The organism is Paenibacillus algorifonticola (assembly GCF_000971975.1).
Classification (GTDB): Bacteria; Bacillota; Bacilli; order Paenibacillales; family Paenibacillaceae; genus Pristimantibacillus; species Pristimantibacillus algorifonticola.
The window spans coordinates 250094-273557 of the sequence record NZ_LAQO01000008.1 but is presented as its reverse complement, the minus strand read 5'-3'; the positions used below and the strand labels follow the sequence as shown (position 1 = coordinate 273557).

Genomic DNA, 23464 nt, shown 5'->3' with positions numbered 1-23464 from the left:
CTCCTTAGTATGATAGGTTTATTCTACAAGCCCTCATTTTTATTGTCCAACTAAGTGTAGACGATCCACAGTTTGAATTAGGGTCAAGGAGAAAGGTTAAAAACGAAGAAATTAGATTAAAGCTTCAGGAAATAATAGAACTTAATGAGGTGCCGCCTCCAAGTCTAAGTGAAGTAGGTAGACAGATAAATTACCCAGCAAGTTTATTATATAACCATGCTAAAGACCTGGCTGTTCAGATTAGTGGACGATACAAAGAGTATAAGAAGAGGCAGCGGGAATTAAAGATAGCTTCATTAATAGATGAAATACACCGAATAACCAGAGAAATAATTAATGAGGGAATCTATCCAAGTCTCTCTAGAGTTCAACAACGCATGACATCTAATCCTAGGAGTATCTTGATCCCTGAGGTTCGTGAGTCTCATCTGGAGTTGCTTGAAAAATTGGAAATTCGTAATGACAGATAGATAAAAAGCCGACTAAGGTATTACACTTAAGTCGGTTGTTTTTTCGGCAATTGTTTGATTGAAAAATATACTAACGGCAAACTTTTGCTTGAATGACTATGGCTAAATACAGAAATCAGAGGATTAAAAGCAGTGACTTTCGGCAAATCTATGGTTTAATTATCGGCAAACTTTTGGTTTAAATGATATGTGGTCCTTTTTCTATCTATGGAGCAGCCATAGGGGGCGAACCTGGGGTTCAGCCCGCGCGGAGGGAACGAATGACAAAACTTCAATAATAGGCTTCGTGAGTGAGCACGGCATCCAAATATTTACCGCTAAGGTCGTCATCGGGGAAAAGACTTCGGCAGCAGGATAATCAGGATTTGGATACTCCCCTCGCCTCCACCCAAACGTTAAGACGCTGACTTCGTGCGGTCAGCGTCTTTTTTAATTATATATTACTTATGAACAATTTGACCGCGAATTTCTCCGTTCGGGTTCTGTATAGTGTGTACATTGACATAGGCATTGCCTCTTTCAAATTCACGAATTAGATCGCGGATTGTCTTTCCTTTTAGCGGTCCGACTAAATCATTATTTCTCAGGATGCCTCGAATCACTCCGCGTCTAACGGTAATGCCAAATTTCGACGGACCAAATAGAAAGGCAACAACGGGACCGTTCTCCCCTCTTTTCCCCAGATGAATATGAGCCTGGGTTACTCGATTGATATTTCGGATGACAAGTTTAAACAGTAACTGATTGTTAGTTCTGTTAAGTCGAAGAATAGCATCTCCAGTAGCGGCAGTCTTTACAGGCGGAACTTCGTTTCTTCCCTTTAGGAAAGCTCGGAACAATCTCATCGACATTCACTCCTTTTTGCTCTTACAGAAGTGTATTCCTAACGAGAGAAATGGTCTGTGTAATGGCCGATAAAATGAAAAATGGTTTACTACCCAGGGTGACATCAAAACTGTGACTACACCCGTAGATGCCTGTGTGGCGTGATCTTCGGACAGGGGTTCGACTCCCCTCGCCTCCACCATGAAAACCCAGTCCGCATGAGGACTGGGTTTTATGTTGGAAAGGATTTTTGGAATAAAATCTGTATTTGTCTGATGTCATGATATAATGAAGTATTCCGATCGATTAGGAACGAGAGAGGAAACTCAATATGAACAGATTTGAAGACTGGAATCTAAAAGTAAAAAAGACATTTAATGCAACGAGCAACTTAGTTGTATTAACCGTTACGGAGGCAGGAGGATTAATGGGTCTCTCCAAAGACCAAATGAAGATCTTCGTGGATAAATATAACTTAACAAAAGTCCCGATCATGAGAAGTGCCCATAGATACCTGTTGCTGAAATGTGAAATAGACGAGATAGTTGCGAATAGGGCCGTTTAGTACAGGGCGCTCCCGCAGACGAAATCAAAACAATGAGTACACCCGTAGCAGCAAGCGTGGTGTGGTCTTCGGATAGGCTTCAAATCCCCTAACATTCACTATGCAAACCCCGACCGCAAAAGGTCGGGGTTTTTTCCTACCCAGTTGTCTAACCTTTACGATAAAGGGGCTTCTAGGATTTTTCATATGGTAAAAGCCCGGTATACGCATGATTCTTGATAAATTGGTTATTAGGGGATCAGAGCTGAATTTTTTATAAACGCCTTCTTCAATTGCGTTATTCTCTGTTTTGTGCGCAGAGCTAACAGATGGTATTGGCCTTTTTTATTTCTTTTAACTGTAATCGATTCAACAAGGTGATGGTTTTAAAAGATGGTGCAATGGTAGCTTTTGATATCCTTGAAAACCTGCGTAACAGAAATGAAACCTATGATTTGTTTTTCAAAAATCAGTATATAGCAGGTTGAAATGTTGTTATGAAAATATAGAGGACATAAAACCATTGATTGCGATTGCGCGGGGGTTTTACTTTGACAGAGAGCCTCGAATCCTGGTCGCTGGTCAGGGGCAACGCGCAATTGAGGCCTAGATGAAGAAGTTGGGTTCAATCCGGAAAAAGCGAGCGCTATTCAAGCTGAGCAAAAAGCTCAAACATGGCTATCTTATATTTATATATTCGCGACAACTATCTTGACTAACACCGATCATAAGCTCGTCCACAATATAATAAACCAAAATATATAATAATAATAATAACGAAATGTAATAAAATAATGATTTTTTAAAAAAGGCATAGGAAATACATTAGAGTATATATTCGTTCATAGATTTCATAAGGTGTTTACAACCGGGATAAAGATGGAGATACGGCCGTGATCGGGATGGGAAGTGAATCCTCTGAATTATCGTCTAGTTTTTGGGATTAAATATAAATAATTTTAATTAATTCAATTTAAAGCAATATATCCATAAAGTATAATTGGATTCATAAGGAGGTGAACATGCGATGTGAAGTCTATATCGAGGGTAAGCCTTTTTAAAAGCTCAAAAAGTAAGCGCTTCCCTGTTTGGAACCCGGTTACATGTCCTGAAGCTTTTACACCGATGATCACCTGCATTTAACCACAAGTGGTACCCCTCACCAAGGAAACTGATTTGCATATTCAGTCACCATTTCTATTTCTCTGTTTGCAGCTTTAAAGGCGATCTGCCCGCCTTATTGAAAGCGCAATCATTTTAGCCGGAGGTGAACATTCACAGCTCATCCGTACGTTCTCTAGGGTGCATACACATCATGCCGACACAGAGGATCAATTATGAATATTTAATAAATCTAACCAAAGGAAAGGTGGATCCATGATGACGAAACTGAAAACCAAATCTAAAGGCGGTAAGGCTCTCCATGAAGGTATAAAGCAAATACTTGTAATAGCGCTGCTTGTGGTGGGGATTTTCCATGGCATGGCCCCGGGGGCGATCCAGGCTGCGGAAGCGCATCAGAATAATCCGTTTGTCGGAGCTACGGCGTACCTGAACCCGGATTATTCCGCCCTTGTCGATACATCCATCGCGCTTACCAGTGATGCGTCGCTAAAAGCAAAGATGGAAACGGTCAAATCTTATCCAACTGCAGTCTGGATTGACCGAATTGCCGCCATTAATGGCGGGGCGAACAATGCCGGACGCAAAAGTATCGAGGAGCATCTGGATGCTGCTCTGGCTCAAAAGATAGCGGGTACTCCGATTACCGCTTCATTCGTCATTTACAATCTGCCGGGCCGGGACTGCCATGCGCTGGCGTCCAACGGTGAATTACCACTGACGCAGGCCGCATTGCAGACGTACAAAACGGACTATATTGATGTCATCGCAGGTATTTTTGCCAAACCCAAGTATCAGGACATTCGCATCATTGCCATCATTGAACCGGACAGTTTGCCTAATCTGGTTACCAATCTCAATACACCGGCCTGTGCTCAAGCCAGTTCGACAGGCATCTACGAGGCTGGCGTGAAATATGCACTGGACAAACTGCATGCCATTCCGAATGTGTACAACTACCTGGATATCGGTCACTCCGGCTGGCTCGGATGGGATAACAACCGGACAGGTACAATCTCGCTGTATACGAGCGTTGTCCAGGGGACAGCGGCTGGCCTGAATAGCGCAGACGGCTTCATTACCAACACGGCGAACAGCACACCGCTGAATGAACCGAATCTGCCCAACCCGGATCTGAACATCGGAGGACAACCGATCAAGTCGTCCAAGTTTTATGAGTGGAATCCGTATTTTGACGAAACCGATTTTACGGCTGCATTGTATAGCGGATTTGTGCAGGCAGGCTGGCCGACCAGCATAGGCTTCCTGATTGATACCAGCCGCAATGGCTGGGGAGGGATAAACCGTCCGACATCGGCTACAGGCAGTGATATTAACACCTACGTGAATTCCGGGCGTGTCGATCGCCGGGATCACCGGGGGAACTGGTGCAACAACAGTGGAGCAGGCATAGGTGAAGCACCTAAGGCAGCACCGGGGCCTGCCCATTTGGATGCCTATGTGTGGGTTAAGCCTCCAGGTGAATCCGACGGTTCCAGTTCGGAAATTCCGAACAATGAAGGCAAGGGCTTCGACCGGATGTGTGATCCAACGTTTACAACCCGTGATGGTGTATTGACGGGCGCTCTTCCTAACGCTCCAGTATCCGGTCACTGGTTCCATAATCAATTCGTCATGCTGGTGCAAAACGCATTCCCTGTTCTTCCGGCCACCAATGGCGGCGGAACGACGGCTCCAGCGGCTCCGGCAGCACTGACTGCGACAGCAGGCAATGCACAGGTATCACTGAGCTGGACGGCTTCCGCAGGAGCGACGAGCTATAACGTGAAGCGAGCGCTGAGTGCGTCCGGACCATTCACAACCGTTGCCGCCAACGTGAGCGGCACATCGTATGCCAATACAGGCTTGACCAACGGAACAACTTACTATTATGTGGTCAGCGCTGTAAATGCCGCAGGTGAAAGCGCGAATTCGGCTGTAAAAAGTGCTGTGCCGGTAGCTGGAGCCACCGCTCCTGCTGCACCTACTGCATTGACGGCCACAGCAGGCAATGCACAGATCAGCTTGTCCTGGACGGCTTCCGCAGGGGCGACCAGTTATAACGTGAAACGCGCGCTGAGCGCGTCCGGTCCATTCACTACGGTTGCTGCCAATGTGAGTGCCACATCTTACACGAATATAGGTCTGATCAACGGCACGACCTATCACTATGTTGTGAGTGCTGTGAACGCTGCGGGAGAAAGTGCCAATTCTGCCACTGCTTCCGCAACTCCGCAAAGCGTGGTTGTTCCGACCAGTGATCTGGTCTTGCAATATCGTGTGGGAGATACCAATGCGACAGACAACCAGATCAAGCCGTATTTCAATATCAAAAACATTGGCAACACGGCTGTAGATCTGAGTGATCTGAAAATCCGTTATTACTTCTCGAAGGAAGGTACCGCAGCTATGGACTCGGCCATTGACTGGGCTCAGGTTGGCGGTACCAACATCCTGCGCACGTTCACCGATACGTATGTAGAGCTCAGCTTCACTTCCGGAGCCGGCGCGATCCAGGCAGGTGGACAATCCGGGGATATCCAGCTCCGCATGTACAAAACGGACTGGACCAACTTTGACGAAACGAATGATTATTCCTACGATTCAACCAAAACATCCTATCAGGACTCGAACAAGGTGACCCTCTATAAAGGCGGCAACCTAGTGTGGGGAATTGAGCCTTAAAAGACAGAAAAAGAATCTCCAGAGTTGATTGACGAATTGGTCAGAGATAAAGACGTATGCAGACCATCATCACCAAGCAGGGGCGTTTCAAAGTCATGTTCATGACTTTTGGAATGTCTCTTTTACAATTTTAACGAAACTGAGGGCGTCTTATTTACTGTACTTGCCAACAATTGCATCAATAATTTGGAATCTGAAGGTCGTTGGGGGACTTTATTGTTTATTAGCTGATGAAGGATTTTTGCAGGCATGCGTTGAAGAGCATCAGTATTAAGAATTAGCATCAGGGGGATATATAAATGTCTAAATGGTTATAAGCAATTGCTGGAGAGATAAGAAGTTTTTTATTTACAACATGCTTCAAAGAATAAATGATTCCACCTATCTAAAATTCTGCTCAACACGCGGCGGCGAATTGTGGTTTTGCACAACCACGGTTCGCCTCCACCAATACCATGAAAAACCCGACCTCGTGAGGTCGGGTTTTTGTATTTCGAATTATTTCTATTATGAAGGATAGTCTTGATGAAGAGAACCTATTTGTATTTGCCAATAGACAATACCGCATATAGTATTAATATACTGGTAAACAAGGAGTGTGATCATTAAATGGAAGAGAGAGGAACTGTAGTCTCGATGTTATCCTCGCAGACTGGAGATTCGACGCAGCAATCGAATGAAAATGTAGCGTTAATGTGCAAAGAAAACCCGACACTATTAAAACAAATTGCAGAAGGTCTATTACATTCGGACGTGAAACTTGCAGGAGATTGCGCAGAAGTTTTCACAAAGGTAGCAGAAACTCACCCCCACCTAGTTACGCTATATGCTGAGCAGCTCCTTTCCTCGATTCATCACAAACATACACGGGTGCGATGGGAGTCCATGCATGCTGTTGCATTCATAAGTCCCCTCATAGCTAGTCGGATAATCGCTGTACTTGATGAAATACAAGAACGGATGTTTTTGGACCAAAGTACAATCGTAAAAGACTATTCGATACTTTGTTTGGGGAATGTGGCATCCTGCGGTGAAGTGGAAGCCAAAATGGTCCTGCCGATATTAAAGCAGGGACTCATTCAATTAGGTGATAAGTTTATATCAAAAGTGTTAACCGCCATGATTGGGATATCGAAGGTCTCCCCGAGTCTAGCGGTCGAAGTTTTAATGTATGGATATGATTATGAAACTCACCCCAAAAGCTCCGTCCAAAAGGCGGCGAAGAAGTTAGTGAAAGCAGCCCAGTAGATCGCTCATTCTGAGCTGACATCTAAAAGTCTATGAGGAAGTGCAACGTGTTAGGTGCTCTATTTGCATTTTGTCATGGTGATGCTTTATAAGATCATTTTTTTGATGGGGGCTTGTAGGAAATATGCCGTTTTAGAACTTGACAGAAAAAAGGAAAATAAAGTAATTTTATAGAGGAATCCATGAATAGCTATTCTGGTCAGAGAGGACGAAGTCGAAATGGTGGCTAATTGGTGGCTGGCTCTCATTATTATGGTTGTGTCTAACGGAATTGTAGCTTGGACTTTATTAGTAGGACAAGAGCCCGTAAGTCGAAGGGCTAAAAAGTGGTTGTTTATCGTTGTAAATGTCATTGCGCTGGTGCTCGCTGTTTCTCAATTTTTCTGGATGGATTTTTAGACTTGGAAACGTTAAGAAGCATAGCATGATCTTCGGACAGGGGTTCGGCTCTTTCCCTCGCCTCCAAAAGAGTAAAATAAAAAGCCATTAACCAGTGAATTGGTTGATGGCTTTTGTTTATTTTTTATAAATAGGGCGCATTCATAGCCCGTAAGCAAGCCTTAGTCATACGTAAGCATAAATAAAGGAAAAAGTTACTTCAGCTCATACTTTGCAAGACTCGTACTCATATCCAGATAAAAGGTATTTGCATTTAGGAATCGAATGTTTCTCTCGGCAAACCGAGCTTCTTCCAGGATTAATGAGGTTTGCGTTTTGAGCGTGCGAGAATCCACTACGTAGAAGACTGCTTTTGATGGTTTTTCGAAATCAAACCAAGAACCTTTAGACTCGACACCGCCGAAGGCGATGCTTTGGTTCCCTAGCAGCTGTAACGTGTATTGGTCAGGCAAATCATCAAAGGTTCTCGTTGCGACAAGCTTATTATTTGTATCGTACACGGTAAGCATATTTTTATCCTGAACCAGATAGTGATTGCCTATAGACATGAACAGTCTATCTTTATGATCGGGCTCAGGTGTCGGCATAATGCGGCTCCATTTCTTTTTTCCGTCAGGTGCATAACCGTATAAGGTTTCCATTCCGGTCTTTGCATCAAATACAGGAACAAGTAATGTTCCACCACTGAGAACATCGAAATCAGCATGTATATAGCTAAAATAATCTTGCGGGAGTTTTGCAGTGGCGATTTTTTTGTTAGCAGAAATAGAATATATATCTAAAATCGTTGTAGCCCCTATATAGTTAACGGAACCGACATAATTGCCTTGGATGTGGCGTATAACGCCATCATATTCTCTATTAAGAAGTTGTTTGCCTTCCGCTGAATAAAGAACTAAATGGCTCTTATTTTGAATCGTATCAATAGTGGCAATGCGTCCATCATCAAGCACGTACCAATTAAAATTATAAGCAAGGGTCTTCACCCAACGCTGCTTATTGTTTGAATCAAGTGCGACTAGTTTGCTGAAGTTTTTCTTTTCGATCTTTACCTGTTCTACATAATATAAGTTCCCGTTATGATCCATATCGAATGCATTGTACGCGTGAGGCGAGTTGCGTATCCATTTTTGCTTTCCCGTCGTATCGTCAAAAGCCATCATCTTGTAAGTGGGTTTGCTTTTTCCGCCGGGTTGATAATACTGTAACATATATCCAGTACGGAAACCGTTATGATCAGATACGATAGGGAGATATTTTTTCCCTAGAAAATAATCATTTTTGTCGAAATTAGTTGTTGATGTGTGATCTGGAACTGTAATGGTCCATCGTGGTTCGGGAAGCTCTGTAAAGTCAGCAGCAGATACAGGATGCGATAAGCATGTTGTCAAAATCGCAATCAAGGAAAATAATTGAATACGTAAAGCATACTTTTTCATTAAAGTAGAATCCTCCTAATAGTAGGTAATCAATTGGCTATGGTGATTATATCATACGATTTGGGAGCTTCCCCCACTAGAGAATCTTTGTGGCGTATTTGTTGTTTCTGCGTTATATTTAAAATATCGCACCAGACTAGGCAAGGAAAAATGTTATACCGAGTGTTTAATTGAAGCTTCTATATATAGATAAGGATTGGGGAAAATCCAAAATGAACAGCATTGAATCTCTGCAAACTATGGTTGCATTGACGCCGATCTTTAAAGCGGCAGTTCCTGCCGAATTATCGATCGCTATTTGTGATACAGAGAAATTTATTGCTTATTGGGCTGGCGAAAATATTGATTTGCACATACGTGTTGGTCAACCGCTGCACCATGAGGAACCGTTAACGCATGCGATTCGAAATAATGTAGCGCTAAGGGCGGAGGTTCCTGCCACCTTTTATGGTTATGAATTTATTGGGACGGCAACACCGCTCCATGACTCCGAGGGCAATGTTATTGGAGGCATAGCCATTCAGCTTCGAAAACAGAGTGAATTAATAGCGATTGCGGATCAAATTTCTTTTTCGCTATCGCAAGCCAACACTCAGCTCTCGCAAGTCGCGGATGGCTCGGTTACACTAGCGGAGTCTGCCCAACAGCTTCTTGCCCTCGCCCATCGGACGGTAGAACAGGTAGATGAAGCGGACAAAGTGGTATCGATCGTCAGAAAAGTAGCGGACCAGACGAACTTATTAGGCATTAATGCGGCGATTGAGGCGGCACATGCAGGGGGTCGAGGAAAAGGCTTCGGCATTGTAGCGGGTGAGATACGGAAATTGTCCAATGAGACGGTTACCTCTACAAACGCGATTCAGCATACTCTGAAATCATTTGAAGAGGCAATAAGTAGCATGCGTGCATCTATCGAGAGTATGACATCCATAGTTGATCAGCAGGCCGTATCATCCCGACAGGTTTTGGATTTTATTGAAGAGGTTCATCGTATGTCGGAGCAGCTCAATCAATTCGCAAAGAGATTATAATCGATCCTCTACAATGTTTACCTCCTCCATTTGCCTCCGCCAATATCATGATAAAGAGCACCGAATCAGGTGCTCTTTTTGCTTTCTAATGAACTGAAGAAGCATACACCTTTTCGAGGTAAGCAATAGAAACCTGCTCCGCTTCTTCTTTTAAAACGAGTGTACCAGATTGTTGGCGCAAGCGTTTATATAGATCGATCGTGCTTTTTAATGCATGGTAGCAGCTTTCGAAATTGTGCGAAGGAATTGTCTTTATTAATTCTTCTTTTTCACTGATGCCATACTGTTCCAGTTTTCTAACGCCTCTAGGAAGCTGGCCATTCTTCATTAACACCAACGGACCTATAACAGTGCCGCGAATAAATGTCAGATGGTCGATCAATTCAAACCATTCTCCTCTTCCCAGCTTCGTTGCGCCGTAATGGACCCAGACCCAGAAGCGGTCCTCTATCCATTGTGCATTTGGGTATGGATGTGAGGGGGAGGTTTCTTCAAAAATTTTGCTGATTTCCTGATCTTTCTCCCATAATATAAGAGGGTTTTCGATTCGTATTTCAAGCTCTTCCAAGGTAACGAATTTAAGATCGACATGCAGCGGCTCTGGCCCATATAAGCAAATCACCACACGAGGTTCACCAACATGTTCACCTGTGAATCCAGAAAGCAGCTTGCCCAATCCTTCAGCAATGAGAATCCGTTGATTCATGATTTGCTCCTGGTAGGCTGAGTCATATACGATGATTAGGTCTAAATCGCTATATTCATCCATGGTATTCGTCATCATGGAACCGCCTGCAAGGAGACCCCGAACTCGTTGATCTTGACTGAGTTTTTCCTTTGCTTGATTAATGAATCGTTCGTGCACAGGTAAAAACATATCAAACACCCCTTATAATATGACCCATAAAAATGGGTATTACGCCAACTTATCATCTCGAATGGTCTTTGTCAATTCGTGGAGGTTGCGGAAGCCTGGATAAGAGCGAGTTGACGATTGAAGCTGCTTCTATGGTGCTTCGTTGAGGCTGCCGAGTGAAAACGAAAAAAGTGGACAATATGTATCCGTTTACATTATAATCAAATTAATTCCATATTTTGATAGGGGGTGATTTGGAGCTTTTTCTGAGCAGGCGCTTCTAAGCACGGTGAAAAAGTTTGAAGTCTCGTTGGCGTGCCAATCTATCAAAAGAAATGGAGGGAGAATGAAATGAAGAAAACATTATATTCTGCTATTATGTTAACACTGTTATCAGGAACGCTTGCGGGTGCCGCCTGGGCGGATAATTACGAGTCAAATGACACGTTAAGCACAGCGTATAAAATTCCAACGCAAACGGTGGTCACTCCCTATGGTCTGGCATACTGGGGAGGAAGCGCTTGGTCCTATTTATCATCCCCGACGGACGTAGATTACTTTACATTCAGAGGGCATGGCAAATCGGTCGTGCTTGGTTCTCCTTCCGGCTATGATTACGATTTATACGCCTATGACAGTGCTGGAAATTTGGTTGCTTCTTCTACGAATACGTCAGGAGCGGATACGGTTCTTGTCGACTACGATAATGTATATTTTAAAGTGGTAAGCAAAGATGGACGATACAGCGACACCGATGCTTACAGCGTAACCTTTTACAAAAGGGATGTTTGGGTACCGTGACCAGATGGTGAGGGTAAAATAACGGTAGGCATAGTGGACTTTTTTCCGCCTGCCTCTACCAATAGAAACTCTACAGCCTCCCTGAGGTTGTAGAGTTTTTGTTATTCCAAGCAAATGGTCTTCATACCTTCTTTATGCCCGTTCCTATTATACAAACAAAAAACGACATATTATTTACAAATATGGTATTAATGTATAAAATAACCATAGAAATGAAAGTTTCAATATGTCGCTTATTCCGTATGGTCTGAAAGATTCGGATACAACGTCCCCACTTTAGTTGATTGGAAATTTTATGGAGGTGGAATATTTGGCACGTGTATTAGTTGTGATGATGCCTGCAGAAGGGCATATCAATCCGTCGTTGGGGCTAATCAAGGAACTGGTAGAAAATGGTGATGAAGTCGTCTATTGTTGTACGGAGAAATACCGGACGAAGATCGAGCAGATTGGAGCACAATTTAAAGCCTACTCGTTCACCGAGGCAACCCTGCTCAATGACCCTGATATGAAGCCATTTGAAATCAAACATCCTTATCAATTTATATATATGGTCTTAAAACATATTATTCAGCGATTTATTCCGGATATACTGAAGCTGATCGAAAATGAAACCTATGATTATTTAATTTTTGACTCCTTAATAGGCTGGGGAGGACAAATTTTAGGTAAAAAGCTGGGTATACCAACGGTATGCTCGACCACTACCTTTGTTTTCGTGGAGCCTCTCGGATCAGACAATGATCTGGAGGAGGACGATGAGGAGGTTAAGCGGCTTTATAACGGCATCATGGAATTGTCACAGCAATTAGCTGCCCAGTTCAACGTGGCTGTTCCTTCTTTGGCGGAGCTTGCCAAGCATGCAGGACAATTAAAGATCGTCTATACAAGCCGTTATTTTCAGCCAATGGGGGACAAGCTGGACGACAGCTTTGTGTTCACCGGCCCGTCTATTGTACCTCGCATGGATGCGCCAGCTTTCGCCTATGAGCCGCTTCATGCTCCGTACAAACAGACGGTTTACATTTCGATGGGAACCATTTTAAATAAAGACCTTGATTTTTATAAACTCTGCTTTACCGCATTTCATGATTTGCCTATACAGTTCATATTGTCGTCAGGAAAAGATACCGATTTAGAGCCATTGGCTGATCTCATTCCTGACAATTTCATCATAAGGCCCTATCTCCCTCAGCTGGAAGTGCTGCAGCGTGTAGATGCTTTTCTGACACACACAGGCATGAACAGTACAAGCGAAGCCTTGTATTACAATGTGCCGTTGATCATGCTCCCGTTAACCTCGGATCAGCCTCGTGTAGCAAGCCGGGTGCAGGAGCTTGGAGCAGGAGTAATCGTAGATAAGAACAACCTCACGCCCGAGGTACTGAGGAACGCAGTATTAGAGGTGCTCAGCAATGCCTCCTACAGAGAGCAGGCTGGGGTAATTGGCGAAACGCTGCGCGAGGCTGGCGGGTATAAGCAGGCTGCTGCGGCCATTGGGAGCTTTTTGGGCAATCGGCCGTTATCGGCGACCTCTCGCCTCCATATTTAGATTCTAAGGCACCTTAAAGGGTGCCTTTTTTCATTTCAATGTCATTTTTCGACTCGGTGAGAGCAGCTCTATACATCTTTACGAGGTTCAAATAAACGGAAAAATGTTATAATAATAACGAATGGAGCTGATGCCGATGGATTTGTTGGACCCGCGTGTGGATTTTGTATTAAAGATGATCCACTCGATAAACAGTCCATTTTCGATGTTTATGCCAAGACCGCGGAAGGCAAACTGATTGATATTGAGATGCAGCTTTTCAATAAGTATGACATAGAGAAACGAACACTGTTTTACTGGAGCAAGCGGTATGCGAGCCAACTCAGTGAGGGTGACAAATATCCGGAGCTTAAGAAATGCGTTACGATCAATATTTTAAACTATTCGTTCCTAAAGAACGATCAATACCACAATGTGTTTCATCTGCGTGAAGATCGGACAGGAATAGCCTTAATTGACGACATTGAGGTTCATTTCCTGGAGCTGCCTAAGCTGGATGAACGTATCGTTCCGTCAGAGGGCGGGTTGATTAATTGGCTGCTGTTTTTAAAAGGGGCCAATACATCACAATGGGAGGTGCTGAAAATGAATGAGCCGAGCTTGGAGAAGGCGATGGATACGCTGCAATATTTGAGCCAGGATTCAGACGCTAGACGATTGTACGAGGCCAGACAGAAGTATCTGCATGATGAAGCATCCATGATGGAAAGTGCGATGAAAGCAGGCATGAAAGCAGGCATGGAGGCAGGCCTAGAAGAAGGTATGAAGGCAGGTATAAGGGAAGTAGCGGAGAACATGCTAAGCCTAAATTTGGACCTTGCAACGATATCCAAAGCTACTGGACTGACGGAGCAGGAGATTGACAATCTGAAAAAGTGAATAAAGACTATTTTTTTAAGTCCATTTCCTTATTTGATAATAAATGAACATGAAAAATATAGTGCGCATCCTCTTGGGTGCGCACTATTTGTATTTATCGTAAATATAAAAGGGGAATAAGCAAACAAGGCTTCCCACGAATTTAACTCTGGTTCCTAAAACAATTAATGACTTCTAATTGACGTTTACTGCCTAACCTATTAGACTGATGGTACATAACGATATTTATATTTTACATAACAAAAATAACAAATAAGCAGTGGGTATTTGGCGTTCTGCAGGTTTCAATAATGTTAGCGATATAAAATTTGTCCTCACACATTTGCGAATCGGCATAAGTATAGCAGGCCTTATTTAACTAAAGGGGGCTATAAGTCATGCGAATCGAAGCGAGCAAGCAATATATTTTCCGAGAAGGGCAGCCGTTTCAGAGCAGCCATGCTTCTACGGTGGCGGTGCTGCCGAATGGAGATGTGCTGGCAGCGTGGTTTGCCGGGAAGCATGAGAAGTCCAGTGAGCGGAGCATTGGTTTGCCAGAGGGCTCATTCAGCCGAGCCTATGGTCTTCTAATGCAGGGCATGTACATATGCTGCTTCGCAGCACAGAAGGGTTTATTTTTCGCAGCGATTCGAATGATGATGGGCGTACCTGGTGCCAGGCATATCCGACGCCACTGCCTAATAACAATAGCGGTATTGATGTGGTGTTGGAGGATGAGCCCGGAGAATATTCGTATCCGGCTATCGTGTCATCAGGCGATGAATTATATGTCACGTATACGTGGAAAAGGGAGCGAATCGCTTTTTGGAAGCTGAATTTGAATAGATCTTTACCAGAGTGACTGGAGTGACAGAAGGAAAAAGAAAGGTGGTATTTCTATGACCAGTGGGCAGCCCTTATTAGAAGTAATCGCAGTGAATGCGGCTGACGCGAGAGCGGCAGAAGCGGGCGGCGCGGATCGAATCGAGCTGGTTTGCGCCATGTCAGAAGGTGGGCTCACGCCTAGCTTTGGTATCATCGAGCAAGTGGTTTCCAGCGTTTCGATTCCAGTGTATGTCATGATTCGGCCGCATAGCCGCTCGTTCTGCTACAACGAGGACGATATGGAAGCCATGAAAAAAGATATTCGTACGGCCCGCGAGCTGGGAGCATCCGGAATCGTTATAGGTGCCTTGACGGATAAGGGCGAAGCGGATCTATCGATGCTGCAGAAGTGCTTGGCTGAAGCTCAAGGGTTAGGTGTTACTTTTCACCGGGCAATTGATGAGAGTGCTAGTCTGACCCGAACGTTAGACGCCATAAGCGCGTTGTCCCAGATTGAACGGGTACTCACATCGGGTGGTAAGAGCACTGCCTTAGAAGCAATGGACGAATTAAAGCAGCTGTCAAAACGAGGCGGGGAACGAAACGTTGCCATAATGGCGGGCGCCGGGCTGCTAATAGATAAAATCCATTCCTTCGTGCTGCAAACGGGCATTACAGAACTGCATTTTGGCTCAGGAGTGCGCCGCGAGGGCAGTTTTCACTGGCCTGTTGACTCGAATTTAGTGGCAAGGGCAAAGCAGCACTTAGCTAACGCAGCAAAAGAGCTTTAAAATCCTTAATTCCCTAATTATATAACAAGAGGTGATCCGGTTATGCAGGTTATGGCAGCACGTTTGGTAGAGGAATATAGAGGCGGCACGCTTGAAAATATTCATCACGGTCATATTTGCGGAATCGATGATAAAGGCGAAGTCATCTACAGTGTAGGCGACCCGGAATGGGTTTCCTATATGCGCTCTGCGGCCAAGCCTTTTCAGGCGATTCCAGCCTTTGTGCATGGCGTTCCTGAGACTTACAGCCTGACGGATCAGGAGAAAACACTGATGACAGCCTCGCATCGCGCAGAGCCTTATCAAGTAGAAGCGCTGGAAGCTATGCTTGCCAAAATAGGCGTAGAGGAGCGGTGCTTGATTTGCTCCGAGACGTATCCTTTAAGCATACAGGCACGTGATGCGCTTTTGCTCCAGAGTCAGCCGCCGCGTCGTCTGTATCACAATTGTTCAGGCAAGCACTTAGGCGTTCTTGCGCTATGCCAAGCAAAGGGATATCCATTAGAGGGATATGCCACCCCTGAGCACCCGGCACAGAGAGAGATTTTACAAACAATCGCTGAATTCTCGGGGGCACAAGCAGAAGAAATCCAGCTGGGCACGGACGGCTGCGGCTTTCCTGTGTTTGCGCTGCCCCTGCGGCAAATAGCAGCCATGTTCCTAAAGCTTGCTTGCCCGGATTTGCTGGAGGATCATCGAATACGAGAGGCGGCTTCACATATAGGAAGGCTGATGAACGAAAATCATAATATGGTTTCAGCCCCATGGTTCATATGCTCTAATCTTTTAAAGGATCGCAATATTGTGGCGAAGGGCGGCGCAAAAGGCATTTATGGGTTTGCTCTTCGCAAGGAAAGAATGGCGTTTGCTTTGAAGGTGCTGGACGGCTCTGAGGAAGAGTGGGCGCTCATTATTGCGTCTATTTTGGAGCAGATAAATTACAGCAATCGAGTTACAATTGACCTGATGTACCAACTTGCGTCGCGGGAGCTCAAAAACGACGGCGGCCTTGTAGTAGGTACCAACGAAGCGGTATTTAAACTAAATAGAGTCGAGGAAGGAAGGCGGTCCCTATGAACCAAGCACATGGGATAAAATCGGCGGCAAGCGTTTCACCATCAGAACGTCAACTAAGATGGCAGGCGCTGGAGTTTTATGCCTTTATTCATTTTACGGTGAACACCTTTACGGATCAGGAATGGGGCTTGGGCAATGAAGACCCGGCTATTTTTGACCCTACGGAGCTTAGTGCTGATCAATGGGTAGAGGCATGTAAATCCGCTGGCATGAAGGGTTTGATTTTGACCTGCAAGCATCACGATGGTTTCTGCCTATGGCCTAGTAAGTATACGGATCATACGATAGCGGCAAGCCCTTGGAAAAATGGCTCCGGCGATTTGGTGCAGGAAGTAGCCGAGGCTTGCCGAAAAGGTGGAATCCAGTTTGGTGTTTATTTGTCGCCATGGGACCGCCATGAAGCCTCCTACGGAGACTCGGAGCGTTATAATGAATTTTTCAAAAATCAGCTCAGAGAGCTGTTGACGAATTACGGAGATATCTTTTGTGTGTGGTTCGACGGTGCATGCGGGGAAGGGCCTAATGGGAAAAGGCAGGTTTATGATTGGGACGGCTACTATGCAGTCATTCGCGAGCTGCAGCCCAATGCCGTTATTTCCGTTTGTGGCCCCGATGTGCGCTGGTGCGGCAATGAAGCGGGGCATACGCGAGCTTCGGAATGGAGCGTCGTGCCGGCCCATTTGCAGGATAATGAAAAGATTCAAGAGCAGTCGCAACAAGCGGATGATCGCGAGTTTGCGACCAGAATCAATTCGCAGGAAAGTGATTTAGGCAGCAGAGAGATTGTCAAACAGTACGACCAATTAATCTGGTACCCAGCGGAAGTGAATACATCGATTCGTCCGGGCTGGTTTTACCATGAATCTGAGGATGATCAGGTGAAATCGCTAGAAGAGCTTCTGGGCATTTATAATGGCTCGGTTGGCGGCAATGCTACTTTTCTGCTGAATCTTCCACCGGATAAGCGTGGCCTCGTTCACGAAAATGATATAGAGCGCTTACAGCAGCTTGGCGACGCTTTGCGCAGCACCTTTGCACATAATTTAGCGGCACAACCGAAGGTGGAAATACAAGCGTCGGAAACGAAGGAAGCAGCTCACGCAGCATCACAGCTGTTAAATGATGATTTGGATACGTTCTGGTGTCCTCGCGAAGGAACAGAGCAAGCTTGGATTGAGGTGGATTTGCAGGAAGAGCAGCGCTTTGACCGAATCGTGCTCAAGGAGCACATTAGGACGGGACAACGAGTGGAACGTTTTCAGCTGGAATACTTCGAGGGGAACGACTGGAAGTCTTTATATGAAGGAACGATTGTTGGTTATAAGCGCATCTGCTGCTTCGAACCGGTAACCGCAAGAAAAATCCGGCTCACTATTCAAGAATCCAGATGGTGTCCGACTTTATCTTGGCTGGGCGTTTATTTGAGCAATCAAGGGGAGGCTGTCTAATGGCGATTTTTGAATGCAGGCAATCCCAGTTTATATATGATGGGAAGCCGGTACAGCTTTTATCAGGAGCTATGCATTATTTTAGAATTGTACCCGAGTATTGGCTCGACCGGCTGCAAAAGCTGAAAGCTTGCGGCTTCAATACAGTAGAAACCTATGTGCCTTGGAATTTTCATGAGCCTAAGCCGGGGCAGTACCGTTTTGATGGCATGGCGGATTTGGAACGTTTTATTCAGACAGCGGGGGAGCTCGGTTTGCTCGTGATTGTGCGAGCAAGCCCCTTCATTTGCGCGGAATGGGAATTTGGCGGTTTGCCTGCATGGCTGCTGGCGGATGACGAGGTTAAGCTTCGCTGCTATAACGAGAAATTTCTGGAGCGGGTAGACGCCTATTACGATGTGCTGCTGCCCAAATTACAGCCGCTCCTATGTACAAACGGCGGGCCTATTATTGCGCTGCAAATTGAAAATGAATACGGAAGCTACGGCAACGACGCCAGCTATTTGGAATATTTGCGTCAAGGCATGGTTCGTCGCGGGATGGATGTACTGCTGTTCACCTCAGATGGGCCGACTGACTCTTTGCTGCAAGGAGGGTCGGTACCGGGACAGCTCTCCACTGTGAATTTTGGCTCCGGGGTGAAGGGAGCTTTTTTGAAGTTGCGTGAATATCAGGCGGATCAGCCCATAATGTGCATGGAATATTGGATTGGCTGGTTCGATCATTGGGGAGAGCGGCACCATACTAGAGACGCAGGCGATGTGGCTAGCGTATTCGAGGAAATGCTTGAGGAGAAGGCTTCGGTCAACTTCTACATGTTCCATGGCGGAACGAACTTTGGCTTCTATAATGGAGCGAACTGCCAGCAGAAGGATCAATATGAGCCGACGATTACGAGCTATGATTATGATTCGCTCTTAAGCGAATCGGGGGAGCCTACGGATAAATTTTATGCGGTGCGGGCTGTCATCGATCGCTATATGAAGCTTGGTGAACTTAAACTGCCAGAGCCTATTGGCAGAAGGGCATACGGCCAGGTAGAAATAACGGAGCAGGCGGCATTGTTCTCACAGTTAGACCGGCTGCCCGCGCCGATTCGCCGAACGAATCCCGAACCGATGGAGAAGCTCGGTCAGGATTATGGCTTTATTTTATACAAGACAACGATTTCAGGGCCACGGGAGAAACAGGAGCTTGTCGTGCAGGAGGTACGGGATCGTGCGCTGGTATTTGTGGATGGCAAGCTGGAAGGTGTGCTGGAACGCGGCAATCAGGAGCGAACGGTATCGTTCGAGGTGCCGGCAGCAGGGGCCGAAATTGCGATTCTCGTTGAAAATATGGGGCGAATCAATTACGGCCCGTATCTCAGAGATCCGAAGGGCATTACGGAAGGCGTCCGCTTTGGTTTTCAATTTTTATACGACTGGGCGATTCATTGTCTGCCGCTTGATGACTTGTCGCCTTTGCAATTCGAAGCTGCAACCGATGCTTTCACTAATACCAACACTGCCGCTGCGCAGGCAGCGCCTGCTTTTTACCGAGGCATTCTCCACGTGGATGATGTGCAGGATACATTCCTGCGGCTGGAAGGCTGGACGAAGGGAGTTGCCTTCATAAACGGGTTCAATCTGGGGCGATATTGGGACAAAGGGCCGCAACAAACGCTGTATGTGCCAGCACCGCTTTTGCGCCAGGGTGAAAATGTCATTGTTATATTCGAGCTGCATGGAACGGGCAGTCGGAGCGTAACGTTTGTAGATACCCCGGATTTGGGCGCCTAGACTGGAAAATAGAATAGTAGACGATTATTGCGAATTGTGTAATGACGGGGAAAAGGGTATACGTTGGTGTGAGGATACAAACATGCGGAGAGGATGAGGGAAGAGATGAAGGTAGGACTCAGCACATACAGTCTTCAGCAGGCTCTGGACAAAAAAGAAATGACGGTGCCGGATGCGATTCGCTTTATCGCCGAGCAAGGCGGGGAACATGTGGAAATCGTTCCTATCGGATACAGCCTAATCGACAATCCAGAGCTGGTTGATCAAATTGTGCAGACGGCCAAGGAAGTGGGCATCGACATTTCCAACTATGCCATAGGAGCAAATTTTGTTGCGAATGACGGTCCTGAAGCGCTGGACAACGAAATTCAAGCCGTCAAGAAGCATGTCGATGTTGCCAGAGCGCTAGGCGTCGCCAAAATGCGGCATGACGTCGCCTTCCGCCCCGCACACGAGGGAACGGTTGCCCAGTTTGAGAAGGATCTGCCGACTCTTGTAGAAGCATGCCGCACCATTGCTGATTATGCAGCAGGCTTCGGCATTACAACGAGTGTGGAAAACCATGGGTATTATGTGCAATCCAACGAGCGAATCCAGCGATTATTGCATGAAACGGCGCGGGATAATTTCAAAACGACGCTGGATATCGGCAATTTCCTCTGTGTAGATGAAGACCCTGTCAGCGCTGTGAAAAATAACATTCCTTATGCCTCGATGGTTCATGCCAAGGATTTTTACCTTAGACCATCCTCTCGCAACCCGGGAGTGGGCTGGTTTCAGACCGCGCATGGCAATTATTTGCGAGGTGCAATTGTGGGCCATGGAGACATCGACATGTACGAAGTGTTCCGCGTGCTGAAGCAGTCTGGTTATGACGGGTATATTTCCGTTGAATTTGAAGGCATGGAGGATTGCAGAACCGCTTCCAAAATAGCAATGGACAACGTACGCCGTTTCTGGCAAGAAGCATAACCGTCCGACCCATTAGCAAATGAACAGGCCAAAAAGCAGATCATGGAGGGAAGCAAAATGTCCAAATTAAAAATCGCCGTCATCGGCGCAGGCTCTATATCAGATTGCCATTTGCAGGCGTATGCCAGCAATCCGGAAGTTGAAATCTACGCCATCTGCGACTTGAACGAAGGCCGGGCGCAGGAAATGGCGAAAAAATATAACGCTTCTAAAGTGTTCACCGATTATAAAGAGCTGCTGGCGCTGCCTGAAATCCATTCGGTCAGCATTTGTACGTGGAATAATTCGCATGCCGAAATTAGCATTGCCGCCTTGGATGCCGGTAAAAACGTGCTGTGCGAAAAGCCGCTCTGCCAGACCGTTGAGGAGGCGCTCGAAGTGGAGAAGGCGGTGCATCGTAGTGGCAAGCTCCTGCAAGTTGGATTTGTACGGCGTTATAGCGACAATGCCCAAATTCTGAAAAAATTCATCGAAGAGGGCGAGCTCGGCGAAATCTACTATGCGAAAGCATCCTGCTTAAGACGCCTTGGCAACCCCGGCGGCTGGTTTTCGGATATCGAGCGTTCCGGTGGCGGCCCGGTTATTGACCTGGGTGTGCATATTATTGATATTTGCTGGTATTTAATGGGCAAGCCCAAGGTCAAGTCGGTATCCGCGAACCTTTCCCATCAACTCGGCAACCGTTCCAACATCCGCAATCTGTCGTTCTATAAAGCCGCTGACTATGATGCGAAGGAAAATACGGTAGAGGATATGGCCAATGCGATGATTCGGTTTGAAAATGGCGCGAGCTTGCTGGTGGACGTCAGCTTTACGCTGCATGCCAAGCAGGACGAAATATCCGTCAAGCTTTACGGAGACAAGGGCGGCGCCGAGCTGGAGCCGGAAATTTCAATTATCGGCGAAAAATTCGATACGATTTTGAATATGACGCCGCAGGTAGATTTCAAATCATTTGATTTCATGGGCTCCTTCAGCAATGAAATCAATCATTTTATCGACAGCACATTGGGACGTAAGGAGACGCTGAGTCCGGTAGAGGACGGCGTTGAAGTGATGAAGATCCTTTGTGCGATCTACGAGTCGGCACGTCAAGGACGCGAAATTCAATTTTAGGAGATGACGGCGATGAGCGAGCCTAAGGATATTTTGCTGGATCAGGAACTGGAGCAAGAGCAGGAGCAGGAAGCGGATATTGTTGAAGCCGGCGTACATCATTTCAGCAAAGAGGAAGAATGGGTAAGGCCTGAAGAGCCGCTGCTGAATGAACGATTGGAATGGTTCAAGGATCAGAAGCTTGGCCTGATGATGCATTGGGGGCCTTATTCGCAGCTGGGGCTAGTGGAATCCTGGGCGCTGAGCGATGACGACGGGGACTGGTCCCGCCATGATGTGGATTGGACCGACGACATGGAGGACTTCAAGCGCGAATATTTCGACCTGAATAAAACGTTCAATCCGATTCGCCTTCAGCCGGAGGTGTGGGCGGATTTGGCCGCCGACAACGGCTTTAAATATTTTTTGTTTACCACGAAGCATCATGACGGCTTCTGCATGTGGGACACGCATACGACAGATTATCGCATTACGGGAGCGGACACGCCGTTTCATAAACATAAATACGCAGACATTTGCCGTACGCTGTTTGATGCCTTCCGCGCTAGGGGACTAGGCATCTCGGCTTATTTTTCCAAAGCGGACTGGCATACGCCTTATTACTGGGCGCCCGGCATGGAGCGCGGACGGCATATGTGGCGTGGGCCTTCTTATGATCCAGAGCAGTATCCGTGGCTGTGGGAGAAGTTCGTGGAATTTACGCATGAGCAGATTATGGAGCTGCTGACGAAATACGGCCGGATTGAGTGTTTATGGCTCGATGCAGGCTGGGTGCGGGAAGGCAGGAAGGGACAGGATATCCGTCTGGGCGAGGTTGTGGAGCGGGCACGCAAGACGCAGCCTTGGCTTCTAGCCGCCGATCGTACGGTCGGGGGACCTTATGAGAACATTGTAACGCCGGAGCAGACGATTCCAGAGCAGCCGATGAATATTCCATGGGAGAGCTGCATCACGATTGGCAATTCCTTTGCTTATGCCTTCGACGACAAATATAAGTCAGCTAGGCAGCTGGCCCATATTCTTCTTGAGGTCGTAGCCAAGGGAGGGAATTTGGCGCTGAACGTGGGGCCGCAGCCAGATGGACGACTGCCGGCAGGTGCGGTCAAGAGTATCAAGGAGCTTGGTGCTTGGCTGAATGTACATGGCGAGGGCATCTACGGAACGCGGATTTGCGGTCCTTATTTTACAGGAGATTGGGCATTTACCTGCAAGGACAATGTAACGTATGCCTTCCGCCTATACGCAAATGAAAATGAGGCCGTCGATCAGCAGCTCGTCATTCCATACTTAGGCAGTGTAGAGCGGATCGAGCTTGTTGGAACGAATGATCAAGAGGGAGTTGCGTTTACCAAGGCGGAAACTGGAGTGGCTGTTAAGCTGCCGCAAGCGTCCATTACGGAGCAGGCGCCTATCACACAAACGTTCCGATTGTTTACATCCTAATAAGCAGCATTCGAAATCTCGGGGGAGAGTCAGCGGCCCTCGAGATTTTTTTGTGCTTTGCTTATCCCTTGCTTCTGCCCTGCGTATCCGCTATCCGCTGGCGAAAAAAGAGAAGAAAGCACCGATTTTCCCTGATTTGACAAGGGTTTCTGGAATATGGAGAGGTGTGCGAAAATTGCAA

General features: G+C 46.3%; 18 protein-coding genes and 1 pseudogene. 16 read left to right on the top strand and 3 right to left on the bottom strand.

The window, feature by feature from the left end; genetic code table 11:
• Positions 1–910 precede the first annotated feature (910 nt).
• Positions 911–1309, bottom strand: coding sequence for a CHRD domain-containing protein (locus WH37_RS17335; RefSeq protein WP_414811861.1), 399 nt, complete (start codon positions 1307–1309; stop codon positions 911–913).
• A gap of 317 nt (positions 1310–1626) precedes the next feature.
• Here WH37_RS17335 and WH37_RS17330 point away from each other — a divergent pair, with 317 nt between their 5' ends.
• The 4 genes from WH37_RS17330 to WH37_RS17315 all read left to right on the top strand — a co-directional run bounded on the left by WH37_RS17330 (position 1627) and on the right by WH37_RS17315 (position 7293).
• Positions 1627–1860, top strand: coding sequence for a hypothetical protein (locus WH37_RS17330; RefSeq protein WP_046231846.1), 234 nt, complete (start codon positions 1627–1629; stop codon positions 1858–1860).
• A 1359-nt stretch (positions 1861–3219) separates the two neighbouring features.
• Positions 3220–5646 carry a glycoside hydrolase family 6 protein gene (locus WH37_RS17325; protein ID WP_231594267.1) on the top strand — a complete coding sequence of 809 codons (2427 nt, stop codon included), beginning with the start codon at positions 3220–3222 and terminating at the stop codon, positions 5644–5646.
• 609 nt (positions 5647–6255) lie between these two features.
• Positions 6256–6894, top strand: coding sequence for a hypothetical protein (locus WH37_RS17320; RefSeq protein ID WP_046231845.1), 639 nt, complete (start codon positions 6256–6258; stop codon positions 6892–6894).
• A gap of 219 nt (positions 6895–7113) precedes the next feature.
• Complete coding sequence (locus tag WH37_RS17315; protein WP_046231844.1) at positions 7114–7293, top strand: hypothetical protein; 180 nt, start codon at positions 7114–7116, stop codon at positions 7291–7293.
• 194 nt (positions 7294–7487) lie between these two features.
• Here the strand turns inward: WH37_RS17315 and WH37_RS17310 are convergent, their stop codons facing one another.
• Positions 7488–8732 (bottom strand): hypothetical protein, encoded by a 1245-nt coding sequence (locus WH37_RS17310; RefSeq protein ID WP_046231843.1) that lies wholly within the window; start codon positions 8730–8732, stop codon positions 7488–7490.
• Positions 8733–8944: 212 nt separating this feature from the next.
• Here WH37_RS17310 and WH37_RS17305 point away from each other — a divergent pair, with 212 nt between their 5' ends.
• The gene (locus WH37_RS17305; RefSeq protein WP_046231842.1) at positions 8945–9763 is read left to right on the top strand and encodes a methyl-accepting chemotaxis protein; all 819 of its coding nucleotides are present in this window, start codon (positions 8945–8947) and stop codon (positions 9761–9763) included.
• Between the two features lie 85 nt (positions 9764–9848).
• Here WH37_RS17305 and WH37_RS17300 read toward each other — a convergent pair whose 3' ends face one another.
• Positions 9849–10640: a nucleotidyltransferase domain-containing protein gene (locus WH37_RS17300; protein WP_046231841.1), complete on the bottom strand. Its 792-nt coding sequence runs from the start codon at positions 10638–10640 to the stop codon at positions 9849–9851.
• Between the two features lie 330 nt (positions 10641–10970).
• Between WH37_RS17300 and WH37_RS17295 the strand changes: the two genes are divergently transcribed.
• The 11 genes and pseudogenes from WH37_RS17295 (at position 10971) to WH37_RS17245 (ending at position 23283) form a co-directional block, all read left to right on the top strand.
• Positions 10971–11420 carry a hypothetical protein gene (locus tag WH37_RS17295; RefSeq protein ID WP_046231840.1) on the top strand — a complete coding sequence of 150 codons (450 nt, stop codon included), beginning with the start codon at positions 10971–10973 and terminating at the stop codon, positions 11418–11420.
• Positions 11421–11730: 310 nt separating this feature from the next.
• Complete coding sequence (locus WH37_RS17290; protein WP_046231839.1) at positions 11731–12972, top strand: macrolide family glycosyltransferase; 1242 nt, start codon at positions 11731–11733, stop codon at positions 12970–12972.
• Positions 12973–13143: 171 nt separating this feature from the next.
• Positions 13144–13851, top strand: a pseudogene (locus tag WH37_RS17285) (Rpn family recombination-promoting nuclease/putative transposase); the annotation flags it as partial.
• A gap of 586 nt (positions 13852–14437) precedes the next feature.
• The gene (locus WH37_RS36495) at positions 14438–14692 is read left to right on the top strand and encodes an exo-alpha-sialidase (RefSeq protein WP_052737040.1); all 255 of its coding nucleotides are present in this window, start codon (positions 14438–14440) and stop codon (positions 14690–14692) included.
• 37 nt (positions 14693–14729) lie between these two features.
• Positions 14730–15446, top strand: a complete 717-nt coding sequence (locus tag WH37_RS17275) for a copper homeostasis protein CutC (protein ID WP_046231837.1) — start codon at positions 14730–14732, stop codon at positions 15444–15446.
• A 42-nt stretch (positions 15447–15488) separates the two neighbouring features.
• Positions 15489–16523, top strand: a complete 1035-nt coding sequence (locus WH37_RS17270) for an asparaginase (protein WP_082110865.1) — start codon at positions 15489–15491, stop codon at positions 16521–16523.
• A complete protein-coding gene (locus tag WH37_RS17265; protein ID WP_046231836.1) occupies positions 16520–17971 on the top strand; it encodes an alpha-L-fucosidase in 1452 nt (483 codons plus the stop codon). Before WH37_RS17270 ends, WH37_RS17265 begins: the two co-directional genes overlap by 4 nt.
• Entirely contained in the window at positions 17971–19752 is a 1782-nt protein-coding gene (locus tag WH37_RS17260; RefSeq protein WP_046231835.1) for a glycoside hydrolase family 35 protein, read from the top strand. The genes WH37_RS17265 and WH37_RS17260 overlap by 1 nt, the downstream gene beginning before the upstream one ends.
• Positions 19753–19857: 105 nt before the next feature.
• Positions 19858–20724, top strand: a complete 867-nt coding sequence (locus WH37_RS17255; RefSeq protein WP_046231834.1) for a sugar phosphate isomerase/epimerase family protein — start codon at positions 19858–19860, stop codon at positions 20722–20724.
• A gap of 57 nt (positions 20725–20781) precedes the next feature.
• Positions 20782–21840: a Gfo/Idh/MocA family protein gene (locus WH37_RS17250; RefSeq protein ID WP_046231833.1), complete on the top strand. Its 1059-nt coding sequence runs from the start codon at positions 20782–20784 to the stop codon at positions 21838–21840.
• A 12-nt stretch (positions 21841–21852) separates the two neighbouring features.
• Positions 21853–23283, top strand: coding sequence for an alpha-L-fucosidase (locus WH37_RS17245; RefSeq protein WP_046231832.1), 1431 nt, complete (start codon positions 21853–21855; stop codon positions 23281–23283).
• The last annotated feature ends 181 nt before the right edge of the window (positions 23284–23464 follow it).